The 18,091-nt window shown below is 64.6% G+C and carries 1 protein-coding gene; it reads left to right on the top strand.

The genetic code is table 11. The features are described from left to right. Positions 1-277 precede the first annotated feature (277 nt). A complete protein-coding gene (locus ACJ8IL_RS08950) occupies positions 278-18,058 on the top strand; it encodes an amino acid adenylation domain-containing protein (protein ID WP_442516506.1) in 17,781 nt (5,926 codons plus the stop codon). Positions 18,059-18,091 lie beyond the last annotated feature (33 nt).

Here is an 18,091-nt window from a genome sequence, read left to right as displayed (position 1 = left end):
TCGCTCGTCATCCCTGAGTAATATCGGGGAAATAAAATGGTCATTTATTCCCTTTCGCACATTTCGCCAAAAAAAATATCCTCTCCTATACTTCACAGCTCTACAAATTGAGGCACAGGGGGGAACCTCTGGATTAACTATTTCATTCTTTCTTAGTTGGGGGAGACCCAGCTTTTCTACGGTTTTTTATTCTGACTTGAACTGTCGGACGGCCAGGCTTTGCCTAAATCCGTACGGTCCCTTTCATTAACGTAATGAAAACGTGCTAGAGAATATTATGAACAAACAAACTGATGTGAAGAGTGGGGAATTCCGTACGGGTGCTCATATTTCGTTGGAAAAAGTCGAACTGCATGAAATTACCACCGCTCAGCGCGAGCTTTGGCTGAGCGCCAGCATGTCTGAAGGCTTGCCATTCAATATGTGGGGATACGGCACGATACAAGGGCCGTTGCAGATAGCCCTGCTGCGCCAGGCGATAGACGCGATCATTGAAGAAACGCCGGCGATGCAGGCCCATTTCACCGAACAAGACGGCGAGCTTTATCAATACCGTGCGGCGCGCAGTCATGACCCGCTTTCCGTGCATGACTTCAGCAGCCAGGAATACCCTGAGCTGGCGGCGCAGCGCTGGATGCGGCAAGATGCCGATCGCGTGATCTCCGCGCTGGATCAGGACCTGTTCGGTTTTGCCTTACTGACGTTGGCGCCGGGCAACTATATCCTCTACCGACGTTTTCACCACATGCTGGTGGATGGCCGCAGCGCCGAAGAGTTTATGCGTCGTATCGCGCTGTATTACAACGCATTGGCTGAGAAAAAAAACATTCCTGAATTCAGTAATTGCAGTTTTACCCGGCTCTATGAACACGACCTGCAGTACCGCGATTCTTCCCGCTTCGCCACCGATAAACAGTTCTGGCAAGGCTATACGCTCGCCGCGCCTCATAGCCTGACGCGTCAGGAGAAACTCGTCCCTTATTCGTCCATGCAAATCAGCAATCACACATTAAAAATAAATGAGATAGCGGCGATTGATCGGGGGGCGGAAAAAGCCGGCGTACATCGCGCTCATATATTGGCGGCGGCCGTCGCATTATGTTTCCATAGTATTACTGGTCAGACCTTATTGAATTTCAGCCTGCCGGTGACCGGTACGCGAGAGCGAAACAGTATTGGTATGACTGCGAATGTGGTGCCACTGATTTTAGCTATTAACCCTGAAAGTCGTCTGGCTGATTTTGCACAACAGGTCGCTGCGGAAATAGCCAAAGTGGTTCGTCGGCAATTATATCGCGGTGAGGATATTCGTCGCGATCGCAGCACCATGAGTTCATCCTGGTTTGGTCCCGCCATCAATATCGTTTCCTTCGATCATGGCGATCCGTTTTGGGGATGTAAGACACGTTGGTACTACGGTGGCAACATCGCCGTCAGCGATATGCAAATTCTATTTTACGAAGATCAGCAGGCGCAAGAGTTGGACGTCATGTTTGCCGATGCGCCGCATGCCCATTCATTAAGCCAGCTTGAGAGTTTACAACGGCGTTTCCAATTTATTCTGCGGCTCCTCTCTGAACAACCTGAAGGCAGCATTGCCCAGGTGATGCAACAGATCTCTGCGCAGCCTGAAGCGGACGTCAGCGGCAGTTTCTATGATCTCCGTCGACTGCCGCCGGCCGCCGGCTTCATCCGCTGGGATCGCCCTGCTGCTGAGCTGGTGCGCCTCGCGACGTCACTTGGCCATCCTGCGGGGGATTGCCCGCTGAAAATCCTGTTGGCCGACCGTGCGCTGGGCGTTGGGCACCTGGAAATGCTGCCTGACGCCGACAATGCGCCACCCGGTACGCTGCTTAGCGTCGACGATGCGGGTTGGAATATCGCCACGGCGGAAGGGGCGGTGCGGATCGGGGGCTGGTTCACCGCCGAAGGCGAGCTGACGGCGGGGGAAGCGCTGGCGCAGCTGCACGGTTTGACGGTGGGCGAGCCGTTACCGTTGCTTGATCCTTCGCAGGCGAAACGATTGGAGGAGCGACAGGCGGCCGGTGGGCATCATGCGGCCTTCTGGCAACCGCGATTGGCGCAGTTTGCCCCGGCGGCGTTCCCGGTGGCCTGGCAGCGCGAAGCCCGGCCGGCATGGCAGGCTACGGCCTGGCAACACGCGGGCAAGATCGAGGTTGAAGCGGTGTTGACCGGGCTGGCGCTGTATCTGGGATTGATGGGCGGCGAAAGTGATTTCCAACTTGGCTGGCTGAACGCGACGGACGACGTCATCGGCGAACCGGGCCAGGTTTGGACACTGCCGCTGCAGATCTCGCTGAATCCGACGCTGGGTTTCGCCGAGGCGCAGGTGCAGATGCGACGCGAATGGCAGCAGGCGCGCGCGCGTCGCGCCTACCATCCGGCATTGCTCGGCCTGGACACGCGTTCGCGCGCCTGGTCAACCGTCGTGACGCTATTGCGCCGCGACACCTCGCCGGGATTCGACGACAGTCAGGAGGGCGCAGCGGCGGTGAAACGCTCCGGCGCTCGGGCAGTGCTGCAAATCTGTGAAAGCAACGCCGCTTTCCGTTGGGTGTACGACAGCGCCGCGGTGGGGGACGAGCAGATGCTGCGTGCCGCGCAGCATCTGCTATTGCTGCTCCGGCAGGCCGCTGCGGCGCCGAATGCGCCGGTGCGAGGCGATCGTTTACTGAGCCAGGCGGAGCGAGAGCTATTGCTCAACGTGCGCAACCGCACGCACCGGGCTTTCCCGCAGGCGTCGAGCGTGTCGGCCCTGTTTGAAGCGCAGGCGCGGCGTACGCCGACGGTGCCGGCGCTGTCTCAGGGGGCGATGTCGCTGAGCTATGCGGAATTGAACGCGCGCGCCAACCGGCTGGCGCATTACCTGACGGCACGCGGCGTAGGGCCGGAAAGCCGCGTAGCGGTCTGCGCCGCGCGCAGCCCGGAGATGATCGTCGCACTGCTGGCGATCCTGAAAGCCGGCGGCGCCTATGTGCCGCTGGATCCGGCTTATCCCGCTGAGCGTCTGCACTATATCGTGCAGGACTGCGCGCCGGCGCTGCTGTTGGCGGATAGTACCGGCCGCGCCGCGCTGGGGGCGGTAGCAGCGCCGTTGTTGGCGCTGGAAGACGCGCTGCCAGAGCAGGATCACGACCTGCCGCCGCGCGCGCAGCCAGGCAGCCTGGCGTATGTGGTTTACACCTCGGGCTCGACCGGCAAACCGAAAGGGGTAATGGTGGAGCAGGCGCACCTGATCAACCTGATCATGTGGCACTGCGAAGCGACCGGTTTGCAGGCTGGCGAGCGAACGACCAGCATGGCCGGGTTGGGTTTTGACGCCAGCGTTTGGGAAATCTGGCCGACGTTGACGCAGGGGGCGACGCTGCTGCTGCCGCCGGCAGAGGCGGCGGGCAATGGCGAAGCGCTGCTGCAATGGTGGCGTGGCAGCGGTGTGCAGGTCGGGTTTATGGTGACGCCGCTGGCTGAGATCGCACTGATGGGCGAGATGCCTGCCGATCTGCGGATGCTGCTGATCGGCGGCGACAGCATTCGCCGCTGGCCGCTGCCGGCGCCGCCTGGTGTAACCATTGTGAATAACTATGGGCCGACGGAGACGACCGTGGTAGCGACTTCGGGCGAGCCGGCGGTCGGTACGGCGATGCCGTCTATCGGCCGGCCTATCGCCAACGGCCGGGCGTACTTGCTGGATGACGATGGCCAGCCGGTACCGCTGGGCGCCGTGGGTGAACTGTATATCGGCGGCGCGCAGGTGGCGCGCGGTTACCTGAACCAGCCGGCGCTGACGGCGGAGCGTTTCCTGGCCGATCCTTTCGCGCCGGGCGGCCGCATGTACCGCACCGGCGATCTGGCGCGCTATATGCCGGATGGCAGCCTGGAGTATCTGGGCCGCAACGATCTGCAGGTAAAAATTCGCGGCTTCCGCATTGAATGCGGTGAAATCGAGTCGCAGCTGGCTATGCATGCCGCCGTGCGCGACGCGGTGGTGGATGCGCTCACGGATGGCGAAGGCGACAAACGTCTGGTGGCCTGGGTCGTGCCGCAGCCGGAGGCGGAGCGTGAGGCGCTGGCGCAGACGTTGCGCCGGGCACTCGCTACAACGTTGCCGGATTATATGGTGCCGACGGCCTTTGTGTGGCTGGAGGCGCTGCCGCTGTCGCCGAACGGCAAACTGGATCGGCGCGCGTTGCCGGTACCGGCGCCGGATGCCGCCATGCGCGAAGCCTATGTCGAGCCACAGGGGGAAACCGAAACGCTGCTGGCTCAGATTTGGCAGGGGTTGCTGAGCGTTGAACGCGTGGGGCGTCACGACAACTTCTTCGAGTTGGGCGGCCATTCGCTGCTGGCGGTGAAGCTGATGGCGCAGCTGCGCCAGGCCGGGCTGTCGGCGAGCGTTCAGGCGCTGTTCTCCACGCCAACGCTGTCGGCTCTGGCGCAAACGCTGGTGTCGCAGCAGCGGATTCAGGTGCCGGAAAACGTGATTGCGCCGGGCTGCCGTGCAATCACGCCGCAGATGCTGCCGCTGGCCGATCTGACTCAGGCGGAGATCGATCAGATCGTCGACGGTGTGGAGGGGGGCATCGACAACGTACAGGATATCTACGCCCTTTCCCCGTTGCAGGAAGGGATCTTGTTCCACCACATGCTGGCGGAAGAGGGCGACCCCTACCTGCTGTCGGCACTGCTGCGTTTCGACAGCCGGGCGCGTTTCGATCGCTGGCTGGCGGCGATGCAGCAGGTGGTGGAGCGTCATGACATTTTGCGCACGGCCTTTGTCGGTGCGGGGCTGTCCGAACCGGTACAGGTCGTCTGGCGTCGGGCGCGTTTAGCGGTGATCGAGCTGGCGCTGGATCCGGCCGAGGGGCCGGTCGGCCGTCAGCTGGAAGCGCGCTTCGACCCCCGACGGATCCGGCAGGATCTGACGCGGGCACCGCTGCTGTATTACGTTATCGCCGAAGAGAGCGACGGCAGCTGGTACGTCTTGCAGCAGTGGCACCACCTGATTGGCGACCACTCGACGCTGGCGATGATGGGAGAAGAAGTCAACGCCATTCTGGCCGGGCGCGGCGATACGCTGGGCTGCGCGCAGCCGTTCCGCAATGCGGTGGCGCAAGCGCGTTTGGGGCTCAGCGAACAGGAACATGAGCGTTTCTTCCGCGGCATGCTGGCGGATATCGACGAACCGGTGCTGCCGTTCGGGCTCGGCAACGTACACGGCGACGGACAGTGCGCCAATACCGGCCGTCTGGCGCTGGCGCCTACGCTGAATGCCGGCCTGCGTCGACAGGCGAAGCGATTGGGCGTCAGCCTGGCCAGCCTGTGTCATCTGGCCTGGGCGCAGGTGCTGGCGCGCACCAGCGGGCGTGATGCCGTGGTGTTCGGCACGGTGCTGCTGGGCCGCATGGAATCGGGCGAAGGCGCCGACCGGGCGCTGGGGCTATTCATCAATACGCTGCCGCTGCGGCTGGATATGGACGGGCGCAGCGTTGAGGCGTCGGTGCGGCAGGCGCATGCGCGCCTGAGCGGCTTGCTGGCGCATGAGCACGCCTCGCTGGCGTTGGCGCAGCGCTGCAGCGGCGTGAAAAGCGGTGCGCCGCTGTTCAGTGCGCTGCTGAACTACCGCCACAACGACGGGGAAGCCTTGGCGCTGCCGGAAGGGGTCAGCCTGATCGGCGCGGACGAACGCACCAACTACCCGTTCGTGCTGTCGGTGGACGACGGCATGGATTCGCTGGCGTTGACGGCGCAGGTCATCGACCCCATTGAAGCCTCGCGGGTGTGCCGCTATATGCAACAGGCGTTGACCGCTCTGGTGAATGCGCTGGAACACACGCCGGAAATGCCGGTGCGTGAACTGTCGATTCTGCCGGACGACGAGTACGCCTTGCTGATCAATGGTTGGAACGCAACGGCACAGCCTTATCCGCAGGACGTTTGCCTGCATGGGCTATTTGAAGCGCAGGTGCGCCGCACGCCGGACGCCGTGGCGCTGGTTTGCGGCGACGCCGAACTGAGCTACGCCCAACTGAACGCGCAGGCCAATCGCCTGGCGCACGCGCTGATGCAGCGCGGCGTCGGGCCGGATTGCCGGGTGGCGGTGTGCGCCGAGCGCAGCCTGGCGATGGTGACGGCATTGTTCGGCATCCTCAAGGCCGGCGGCGCCTATGTGCCTCTGGATCCGGCTTATCCGGGCGAACGTCTGCACTATATCCTGCAGGACGCCGATCCGGTGCTGCTGCTGGCGGACGCCGCCGGCCGCGCGGCGCTGGGCGAACACGCGGTGCCGCTGCTGGCGCTGGATGAACCGTTGCCGGACGATCTGAACGCCGATAACCCGGCGCCGCGCGCGCAGCCCAATCATTTGGCCTACGTGATTTATACCTCCGGCTCGACCGGAAAACCGAAAGGCGCGATGAATGAGCATCGCGGCATCGTTAACCGCCTGATCTGGATGCAGCAGGCTTATGGGTTGACGCCGGCGGATACGGTGCTGCAGAAAACGCCGTTCGGCTTCGACGTCTCGGTGTGGGAATTCTTCTGGCCGTTGATGTATGGCGCGCGCCTGGTGATGGCGCGCCCGGAAGGCCACAAGGATCCGGAGTACCTGAGCCGCGCCATTGAACAGTATGGCGTGACAACGCTGCACTTTGTGCCGTCGATGCTGCAAAGCTTCCTGCTGTATGAAGGCGCGAGCCGCCGTTGTGGGCAGGTGGTGCGCGTCATGTGCAGCGGCGAGGCGCTGCCCGCCTCGCTGGTGGCGGAGTTCTACCGCCAGATGCCGCATGTCGAGTTGCATAACCTCTATGGTCCGACCGAAGCGGCGGTGGACGTGACCGCCTGGCACTGCACCCGCCAACCCGGGCTGGTGTCGGTGCCCATTGGGCGGCCGGTGGCCAATACGCGGATCTATCTGCTTGATGAACAAGGGCAGCCGGTGCCGCTGGGGGCGGTTGGCGAGCTGTATATCGGCGGCATCCAGGTAGCGCGCGGCTATTTCAACCGGCCTGAACTGACAGCGGAGCGCTTCCTGGTCGATCCGTTCGATGCCGGCCACGGCGGCCGCATGTACCGCACCGGCGACGTGGCCCGCTACCTGCCGGACGGCAATATCGAGTATCTGGGCCGCAACGATCAGCAGGTGAAGATCCGCGGTTTCCGTATCGAATGCGGCGAGATAGAGGCGGCGCTGGCCGCGCATCCGCAGGTGCGCGAAGCCGTGGTGGATGCGCGCGGCGGCGACGGCGGCGAGAAACGCCTGATCGCCTGGGTGGTGCCGCAGCCAGGTGCCGATGAGGCGTCGCTGGCGGAGGTGCTGCGCCGGCATTTGGCCGACAAACTGCCGGATTACATGGTGCCGGCCGCTTGCGTGCTGCTGGAGGCGCTGCCGCTGTCACCAAACGGCAAGCTCGATCGCCGCGCATTGCCCGACCCGTCGGGCGAGGCCTATCGTCGTGAAGCCTACGAGGCGCCGCTGGGGGACGTCGAGCAGCGTCTGGCTGCGCTGTGGGAAGAACTGCTGGGCGTGGATCAGGTTGGCCGCAACGACAGCTTCTTCGCCCTGGGCGGCCATTCGTTGTTGGCGGTGCGTTTGGCCAACCGCCTGCAGCAAAGCGGGTTGCCGCTGTCGCTGCAGGCGCTGTTCGCCAACCCGGTCCTGCAGGCGCTGGCGCGCCAGATCACGCAGGCGGAAAGCCTGCCGCCGATTCTGCCTGCGCCGCGCGATGCGGCCTTACCGCTGTCGTTCGCTCAGCAGCGCCTGTGGTTCCTGACCCAACTGGACGGCATGAGCGAAATTTACCACATGCCGCTGGCGCTGCGGCTGCGTGGGCCGCTGAATCTGGCCGCCTGGCAGAGCAGCCTCGACGCGCTTTATGCGCGCCACGACGCGTTGCGTACCGTCTTTATCAGCCGCGACGGCCAGCCGCAGGCGCTCATTTTGCCGATCGCCGGTTTGCCGCTGACGATCCACGATCTGCGCGGTGACGCGGATGCGCAGGCGCGTGCCGCCATGCTGATACGGGAAGAGGCTGCGGCGCCCTTTGATCTGGCCGGGGGCCCGCTGTTGCGCGCCAGCCTTATCCGGCTGAGCGACGAGGAACAGCTGTTCACGTTGACCTGCCACCACATCATTTCCGATGGTTGGTCGAACGGCATATTGCTGCGGGAGCTGGGTGCGTTGTATGGCGCGTTGTGTCGCGGCGAACCATCGCCGCTGCCGCCGCTGGCGTTGCAATACGCGGATTACGCCCACTGGCAGCGGCAATGGCTGCAGCCGGCGCGGTTGTCGAAGCAGGCCGATTATTGGCGCCAGACGTTGGGCGATGCGCCAGCGCTGTTGACGCTGCCGACCGACCGTCCGCGCCCGGCGGTGCAGTCATTCGCCGGGGATCGGGTGGCCGTCTCGCTCGATGCCGAACTGACTGCAGCGCTGAGGCAATTCAGCCTGCGTCAGGGATGCACGCTGTTCATCACGCTGTTGACGGCGTGGAGCGTCGTGCTGTCCCGTTTGTCGGGGCAGCGCGATCTGGTGATCGGCACGCCGGAGGCCAACCGTCGCCGGCTGGAAACGGAGCCGATGATCGGCTTCTTCGTCAGCACCTTGGCGCTGCGCATCGATCTGTCCGACGATCCGGATTTGTCGACGTTGGCGCTGCGCGTGCGCGATACGCTGCTGGCGGCGCGCGATCATGGCGATCTGCCTTTCGAGCAGGTGGTTGAACAGGTGAACCCGCCGCGTCATCGTGGCCATACTCCGTTGTTCCAGGTGATGCTGAGCTGGCAGGACGGTTCGGTGCACGACATCGGCCTGCCGGGGCTGCAGGCGGAAGCGATCGATGCCGGCTATGCCGCGGCGAAATATGACATGACGCTGGATCTGACCGAGATCGGCGAAGAGATCGCCGGTTCGCTGTATTACGCCACCGCGCTGTTCGATCGTGAAACCGCCGAGCGCTACGGGATCTATCTGCGCCAGGTGTTGCAGAGCATCGCGTTGGCGGCGCCGCAGCCGGTTTCGCAGCTTGCGCTGTTGCCGCAGAACGAACGGCAGCGGTTGTTGCATGGCTGGAACCGGACGCCGGACGAACCGCGGGCGGATCTCTGCCCGCACCATCACCTGGAGCGGCTGGCGCTGCGCACGCCAGAGGCGATCGCCGTGGTGTGCGGAGAAGAACGCCTCAGCTATCGGGCGCTCAATGAACGAGCCAACGCGTTGGCGCAGGTGTTGATCGCGCGCGGCGTCGGGCCCGATCGTCTGGTGGCGCTGTGTGCGGAGCGCAGCACGCCGATGCTGGTCGGGTTGCTGGCGATCCTGAAAGCGGGCGGCGCCTATGTGCCGCTCGATCCGGCTTATACCGGCGAACGTCTGGAGTACATTTTACACGATGCCCGGCCGGTGTTGCTGCTGGCCGACGCCGCAGGGCGTTCGGCGCTGAGCGGGGCTGATGTGCCGACGATGGCGCTGGAGGAAGACTGGGGCACCGAGGCCGCCAATCCGCAGGTTGCGGGGCTGACGGCGGCCAATCTGGCCTATGTGATCTATACCTCCGGATCGACCGGTAAGCCGAAAGGCGTGATGGTGGAACACCGTCAGGTTGAGCGCCTGTTTACCGCGACCGACGCCGGTTTCGGCTTTGACGCCGGGGATGTCTGGTGTCTGTTCCACTCGTTCGCCTTCGATTTCTCGGTATGGGAAATCTGGGGCGCGTGGCGCCACGGCGGCCGGTTGGTGATCGTGCCGCAGGAAACGGCGCGCTCTGCCCCCGCGTTCTATCAGTTGGTTTGTCACCAGGGCGTGACGGTGCTGAATCAGACGCCAAGCGCCTTTAAAGCGTTCATTCAAGCTCAGGACGACACGCCGCATCGGCTGCGCTACATCGTCTTCGGCGGCGAAATGCTGAATCCGGCCGATCTGGCGCCGTGGTATGCCCGTAATCGGCCGGACGCGCCGCGGTTAATCAATATGTACGGCATAACGGAAACGACGGTGCACGTCACCTACCGGGAAATGTCTCCTGCGGACATCACCGGCAGCGGCAGCCCGATCGGCCGCCGCATCCCGGATCTGCGCCTGTATCTGCTTGACGAACACGGTCAGCCGGTGGCGCAGGGCGCAGTGGGTGAGCTGTATGTCGGCGGGCTGGGCGTGGCGCGCGGCTACCTGAATCGGCCGGAGCTGAATGCGCAACGTTTCCTCGACGATCCTTTCGTGGCGGGAGAACGGATGTATCGTGCCGGCGATCTGGCGCGCTATCTGCCGAACGGTGAGCTGGAGTACCTGGGGCGCAACGACCAGCAGGTGAAAATTCGCGGTTTCCGCATTGAGTGCGGTGAGGTGGAGGCGGCGCTGCTGGACCATCCTGAGGTCCGCAGCGTGGCGGTTGACGCCTGGCAGGACAACGGCGGCGACAAACGTTTGGTGGCCTGGGCGGTGCCGGGCGAAGAGGGAGATCGGGAAACGCTGGCGCTGCGGCTGCGCCAGCATCTGGCCGGCCGTCTGCCGGACTATATGGTGCCGACGGCCTTTGTGTGGCTGGACGCGTTGCCGCTGACCACCAACGGCAAACTGGACAAACGCGCGCTGCCGGCGCCTGAGCTGGGGGCCGCCGCGCGCGCCGTTTATGAAGCGCCGGCCAATGAACGAGAACGCCTGCTGGCGTCCATCTGGCGTCAGTTGCTGAATGTTGAACGCGTAGGTCGTCATGATGATTTCTTCGCTCTGGGCGGACATTCGCTGCTGGCGGTACAGTTGGCCAATCGGGTACAGCAGGCCGGCTGGCGGCTGCCGCTGTCGGCGCTGTTCGCTGCGCCGGTGTTGCAGGCGCTGGCGCAGTGGCTGGAACGGGAGGGGGCGGCGCAGCCGACGGCCATCGTGCCGACCCCACGTCACGACGCATTGCCGTTGTCGTTTGCCCAGCAGCGGCTGTGGTTCCTGAGCCAAATGGGCGGGATCGGCGAGACTTACCATATCCCTCTGGCGTTGCGCCTTGACGGCGACCTGGATGCGCCGGCGTTCCAACGCAGCCTCGACGCGCTGTATGCCCGCCACGAAGCCTTGCGCAGCGTGTTTGTTTGTCAGGATGGGCAACCTCAGGTGCGGATCTTGCCGGAGGCGGCCATGCCGCTGGCGCATCACGACTTGCGCGGCGAGCGTCATGCGGAGCAACGTTTGCACGCGCTAGCCGAAACGGCGATGAAAGCGCCGTTCGATCTGGAAAGGGGGCCGCTGGTGCGGGCTTGCTTACTGCAAGTGAGCGAGCGGCGGCATCTGTTCCTGCTGACCTGCCACCATATCGTTTCCGACGGCTGGTCTACCGGGATCCTGATGCGGGAGTTGAGCGCATTGTATGGCGCCTTCCAACGCGGTGAACCGTCTCCGCTGCCGCCGCTGGCGGTGCACTATGTCGATTATGCCGTTTGGCAGCGCCAGTGGCTGACGCAGGAACGGTTGGCCGAGCAGGCGGCGTTCTGGCGCCAGACGCTGGGCGATGCGCCGGCGCTGCTGACGCTGCCGACCGATCGGCCGCGTCCGGCGATGCAGTCGTTCGCCGGCGGTGAGGTGCCTCTGGTTATCGACGCGGCGCTCACCGACGCGCTGCGGCGGTTGAGCCGCCAATACGGCGGCACGCTGTTCATGACGGTGCTGGCCGCCTGGAGTTTGGTGTTGTCCCGCATGGCCGGCCAACCGCAGGTGGTGATTGGCACCCCGGAGGCCAACCGCAGCAGGCTGGAAATCGAACCGCTGGCCGGCTTCTTCGTTAGCACGCTGGCGATGCATGTCGATCTGCGCGGTGAGCCGACGCTGAAAATCTTGCTCGAACGCGTGCGCGAGACGGTATTGGCGGCGCGGGAAAACGGCGATCTGCCGTTTGAACAGGTGGTGGAGGTGGTCAATCCGCCGCGCCAGCTGGACGCGACGCCGCTGTTCCAGGTGATGCTGGCCTGGCAGGACGGCTCGGTGCGCGATATCGCATTGCCGGGCCTGCAAACGACGGATGCCGGGCTGAGCTATGACGTCGCGAAATTCGACATGACGCTCGAGTTGGCGGAAAGCGGCAGCGGCATTGTCGGCTCGTTGAACTACGCCAGCGCCTTGTTCGATCGCGACACGGCGGTGCGCTTCGGCGCGTATCTGCAGCAGGCGCTGCGAGCGATGGCGGCGGATCTTGACCAGCCGGCGGCGCGCGTCGATCTGCTGCCTGCGGCTGAACGCCAGCTGCTGCTGCACGAGTGGAACCGCACCGAGCGGGCGTATCCGGCCCAGGCGTGCGTGCATCAACTGTTCGACGAGCAGGCGCGGCGCACGCCGCAGGCGACGGCGTTGGTCGATGGCGAGCAGCTTATCTGCTACGCGCAGTTGGCGGAGCACGCCAATCGGCTGGCCTGGCGCCTGATTAAGGCGGGCGTGGAGCCCGGCCAGCGCGTGGCGGTCCGGTTTGAGCGCAGCGCCGCCCTGGTGATCGCCCAATTGGCGATCCTTAAGGCCGGTGCTGCCTATGTGCCGGTTGATCCGCAGCTGCCGGCCGGCCGCCAGAACTGGATCATCGCCGACAGCGGTGCAGTACTGTTGCTGAATGGCGGCGAGGACGACGCGCAGATCGGCGTCGGCGTCGCTCGTCTGCCTCAAAGCGATGACGCGGACCTGCCGTCCGATGCGCCGATATTGGCGAACAACAGTCTGGATCTGGCCTACATCATGTACACCTCCGGCTCAACCGGTAAGCCGAAAGGCGTGATGGTGCCGCATCAGGGGATCAACCGACTGGTGATCAATAACGGTTATGCGGAGTTCAGCGACTCGGATCGTATCGCTTTCGCCATCAACCCGGCGTTCGATCCGGCGACGCTGGAAGTTTGGGGAGCCTTGCTGAACGGCGCCGCGCTGGTGGTAGTGCCGCCGGCGGTCTTGCTGGATGCCTCGGCGTTCGCCGATTTGCTGACGCGCCAGGCGATTACGGTGCTGGTGCTGCCGACCTCGCTGTTCAATCAGCATGCGCACAGCATTCCCGCGACGTTAGCGGGGCTGAAATACCTGATCAGCGGCGGCGAAGCGGCGGATCCTCATGCCTATACCCGGGTGCTGAAGGAGGGGGGCCGGGTGCAGCTGATCAACGGATACGGCCCGACGGAAGCCACCACTGCCGCTACCTCGGCGCACATCACCGTGGCGGCGGGGCGGCACCGTTTGCCGATTGGCCGGCCGATCGGTAATACGCGGGTGTATCTGCTGGACGAACATCGCCAGCCGGTGCCGCTGGGCGCGATCGGCGAGCTGTATATCGGCGGCGTGGGCGTGGCGCTGGGTTACCTTAATCGCGAAGACCTCACGGCCGAGCGTTTCCTGGCGGATCCGTTTAACGAGGGAGGCCGCATGTATCGCACCGGCGATTTAGCGCGCTATCTGCCGGACGGCAACCTCGATTACTGCGGACGCAACGATCAGCAGGTGAAGATCCGCGGCTTCCGCATCGAGTGCAGCGAGATTGAAGTCCTGCTGGAAACGCACCCGGCGGTGCGCGAAGCGGTGGTTGACGTGCGCGGTGCGCATCCTGCGTTGATCGCCTGGATCGTGCCGCAAGCCGAGGCCGAGGGCCGCGATCTGACCGACGAGCTGCGGCGTCATTTGGCGGCGCAGCTGCCGGACTATATGGTGCCGGCGGCCTGTCTGATGCTTGCCGACTTGCCGTTGACCCCGAATGGTAAAGTGGATCGCCGCGCGTTGCCGACGCCACAGGCCGGCGACTTTGCGCGCGTGGGCCATGAAGCGCCTCAGGGCGACACGGAAACCCTGTTGGCGGCGATCTGGGGTGAATTGCTCGGTCTGCCGAATGTCGGCCGACATGACAATTTCTTCGAGTTGGGCGGGCATTCGCTGCTGGCGGTGAAACTGATCGCGGAGCTGCGTCGCTGCGGCCTGACGGCGAACGTGCAAACGCTGTTTACCGCCCCGACGCTGGCCTCGCTGGCGGAGGCGCTGGAGGCGCGCTGCGAAATCGAGATCCCCGAGAACCTGCTGCGGCCTGATAGCGCGCGCATCACGCCTGAGTTGCTGCCGCTGGCCTCGCTGAACCAGGTTGAGATCGACAGCATCGTGGCGCGCGTGCCGGGCGGGGTGGCCAACGTGCAGGATATCTATGCGTTGTCACCGTTGCAGGAGGGGATTCTGTTCCACCACCTGTTGGCGGAACGGGGCGATCCGTACCTGCTGTCTACGCTGTTGCGCTTTGAGAACCGCGAGCGTCTGGATCGTTGGCGGGCCGCGATGCAACAGGTGATCGATCGCCACGACATTCTGCGCACGGCGTTCATCAGTGAGGCGATCCGCGAGCCGGTACAGGTCGTTTGGCGCGCCGCCGCGCTGCCGTGGACTGAGCTGACGCTCGATCCGGCGCAGGGGGCGATTGGCGATCAACTGCTGGCGCGCTTCGATCCGCAGCATGCGCGTCTGGATCTCAGCCGTGCGCCGCTGCTGAACGTCGTGGTGGCGCAAGATAGCGATGGCGGCTGGTGGATGCTGCAGCAATGGCATCATTTGGTGGGGGATCATTCCACGGCGGCATTGATCGAAGAAGAGATCGCCGCGATCCTCGCCGGCAAAGGCGCCGAGCTGGGCGCCGCGCCGCCGTTCCGCAATGCGGTGGCGCAGGCGCGTTTGAGCGTCAGCGCGCAAGAACATGAAACCTTCTTCCGCGCCATGCTGGCGGACATCGAAGAGCCGGTGCTGCCGTTCGGGCTCGGCAACGTGCGCGGCGATGGCAAGGGCGTCACCACGGCGCACCAGCCTATCGACAAGGCGCTGAACGAACGTCTGCGGCATCAGGCCAAACGGTTGGGCGTGAGCCTGGCCAGCCTGTGCCATTTGGCCTGGGCGCAGGTCTTGGCCCGCACCAGCGGCCACGACCGCGTGGTGTTCGGTACCGTGCTGCTGGGACGCATGCAGGTGGGGGAAGGCGCCGAGCGAGCGATGGGGCTGTTTATCAATACCTTGCCGCTGCGCCTCGACATCGGCGATGACGATGTGGCGACGGCGGCGCGCCAGGCCCACGCGCGGCTGAGCGGGTTGCTGCAGCATGAGCACGCGCCGCTGGCGCTGGCGCAGCGCTGCAGCGGCGTGGCGGCGGGGATGCCGCTGTTCAGCGCGTTGCTCAACTATCGCCACAACAACGGCAGCGAGCTGGTGTTGCCGGAAGGCATGACGCTGTTGAGCGCGCAGGAGCGCACCAACTATCCGTTCGTCCTGTCGGTGGAAGACGGCGGCGACTCTCTGGGGCTGACGGCGCAGGTCAGCGAACCGGTGCCGGCGGCGAGGATCTGCGGCTATATGCAACAGGCGCTGGCCTCATTGGCGCAGGCGTTGGAAAGCCAGCCGACCCTGCCGGCGAGCGAGCTGGAGATCCTGCCGCCGTCTGAGCGCCGGCTGCTGCTGGAGGAATGGAATCAGACGACGGCGCCTTATCCGGCAGAGCTTTGCGTGCATCAGCTGTTTGAACGCCAGGCGCAGCGTGCGCCGCAGGCTGTCGCGATCGTGCAAGGCGACCGTCGGATCGGCTATGCGGCGTTGAATGCCCAGGCTAACCGGCTGGCGCATGCTCTGATCGCCCACGGCATTCAACCGGGCGAGCGCGTGGCGACGCGTCTGACGCGCAGCATCGATCTGGTGGCGACGCAACTGGCGATCTTCAAGGCCGGCGCGGTGTATGTACCTATCGACCCGCAGCTGCCAGCGGCGCGTCAGCAGTGGATCCTGGAGGACAGCGGCGCGCGCCTTATCGTCGGTGAAGCGACGGACGGGGATACCTTGCCGCTGCTGCGGCCGGCAATCTCCGGCGGTGACGAGAACGACCCGGCGCTGTCGCTGTCGAGCGCTGAGGTGGCATACATCATGTACACGTCCGGCTCCACAGGGCTGCCTAAAGGCGTGATGACGCCGCACCAGGGCATCACTCGGTTGGTGATCAACAACCGTTATGCGGCGTTCGATGCGACCGAACGGGTGGCTTATGCCGCTAACCCGGCCTTCGACGCCGCGACGATGGAGGTGTGGGCGGCGTTGTTGAACGGCGGCGAACTGGTGGTGATCCCGGCGGAAACCGTGATGGATGCGGCGCGCTTGAGCGCCGCATTGACGCAGCATCGCGTGACGACGCTGTTCCTGACGACCGCGTTGTTCAATCAGTATGTGTACAGCATGGGCGCGACGCTCGCCCAGCTGCGCTATCTGATCTGCGGTGGGGAAAAGGAGGAGCCGAGCGCCTTCGAACGCCTGCTGCAGGAAGCGGGGCCGGTACAGCTGATCCATGCCTATGGGCCGACGGAAGCGACGACCTTCGCCACGACGGCGGCGATTGCCGAGGTGCAAGGCGCCATGCGTTTGCCGATCGGTAAACCGATCGGCAACACCCGCGCCTATGTGCTGGATGCGCGCGGCCGACCGGCGCCGCTGGGCGTGATTGGCGAGCTGTATATCGGCGGCGTCGGCGTGGCGCTGGGGTACCTCAACCGGCCGGAACTGACCGCGGAACGTTTTCTGAACGATCCGTTTAACCCGGGCGGGCGCATGTATCGTACCGGCGATCTGGTGCGTTACCGGGCGGACGGCAACCTCGAGTATCAGCGACGCAACGATCGTCAGGTGAAAATTCGCGGCTTCCGTATCGAGATGGGAGAGATAGAGGCGCGCCTGGCGGCGCACCCGGCGGTGAACGAAGCGGTGGTCGATGCCTGCTGCGTCGGTGCGGATACGCGGTTGATCGCCTGGATCAGCGTGCGTGAGAACGTGGCGAGCGACGGGTTGGCCGGTGAGCTGCGTCAGCACCTGGCGGCGCAGCTGCCGGACTATATGCTGCCTGCGGCCTTTGTCTGGCTGGCGGCGATGCCGCTGACGCCAAACGGCAAGATTGATCGGCGGGCTCTGCCGGCGCCGGAGATGGCCGCCGCCGCAGGCGAAGCCTACGAAGCGCCGCGCGGCGATACCGAGACGCTGTTGGCGCAGGCGTGGGCGGAGTTGCTGGGGCTGCCGCAGATCGGCAGACACGACAACTTCTTCGAACTGGGCGGCCATTCGCTGCTGGCGGTCCGTCAGGCCAGCCTGGCGCAGCAGTGGGGGATCGCACTGCAGGTACAGGCGATCTTTGACCACCCGGTGCTGGCGGATCTGGCGGCGCATGTCGAGCAGCGCACGGGCGGACAGCCGCTCAGGGCATTGCCGGCGCGCCGCAGCGGCCAGCGCCCGCCGGTCTTCTTCATGCCGACCGGTTATGGCGATCACTCCTATGTTTATGAGATAGCCAAAGAGATCGATGCGGACTTCCCGATTTATGCCGTGCCGTGGCCAGAGATGACCGACACGCCGCCGGCAACGATGGAGGCGATGGCGGAGATCGTTGCCGGCGTCATCCGGCAGGTGCAAACCAGCGGGCCGTATCACCTGTTCGGTTACTCTTCGGGCGGGATCTTGACCTACATGGTGGCGGAACGGCTGCAGGCGGAGGGGGAAGAGGTGGCGCTGGTGGGCCTGCTCGACACCCTGCGGCCGCAGCAGGCGATGCGCGATGCGACACAGCTATTCCTCAGTTGGCTGGAGGTGGAACATCCGACGCTGGAGGCGCCGCTGTTCTCCCGCCTGCAGCCGCTGTCGGTGGAGGAGGCGTTGGCCGTGCTGCACGGCCAGGGCATCAGCACTTACCTCGACGATCCGCTGAAGGAAGCCGCGTTATGGCGCAAGCGTTATCACTATGCGACCCTGGTCGGCGCCAGCGTCATCCGGCCGCTCGGCCTTAATCTGCACCTGTTTAAAGCGGTGGAGGAGATGCCCGGCTTGCTGAACGACGATCTGGAAGCCTACTGGCAGCGCATCAAGCCGGCGGGTTACAACCGCCGCGACGGCTCGGCACTCGGCTGGGAGGGGCATTTGCCGGCGTCGGCGGTGACGGTCAACCTGGTTGATGGCGATCATGTCACCATGATGTCGGAAGCCGTGAACCGGCGCGGCTTAGGGGAGCGCATCAGCGCCGTGCTGAATTCGCTCGTCCGACGCTGACCGCGTTGCTTGTCAATGAAGCCCTCGCAGGAG

It is taken from the genome of Serratia sp. CY47444 (genome assembly GCF_052168635.1).
Classification (GTDB): Bacteria; Pseudomonadota; Gammaproteobacteria; order Enterobacterales; family Enterobacteriaceae; genus Serratia; species Serratia bockelmannii.
Note: the sequence above shows the minus strand (reverse complement) of the source record. Positions and strands in the feature narration are given on the sequence as shown.

Excerpts from the sequence above, each read along its gene's own strand:
- ACJ8IL_RS08950 (WP_442516506.1), top strand. The coding sequence starts at position 278 with ATGAACAAACAAACTGATGTGAAGAGTGGGGAATTCCGTACGGGTGCT.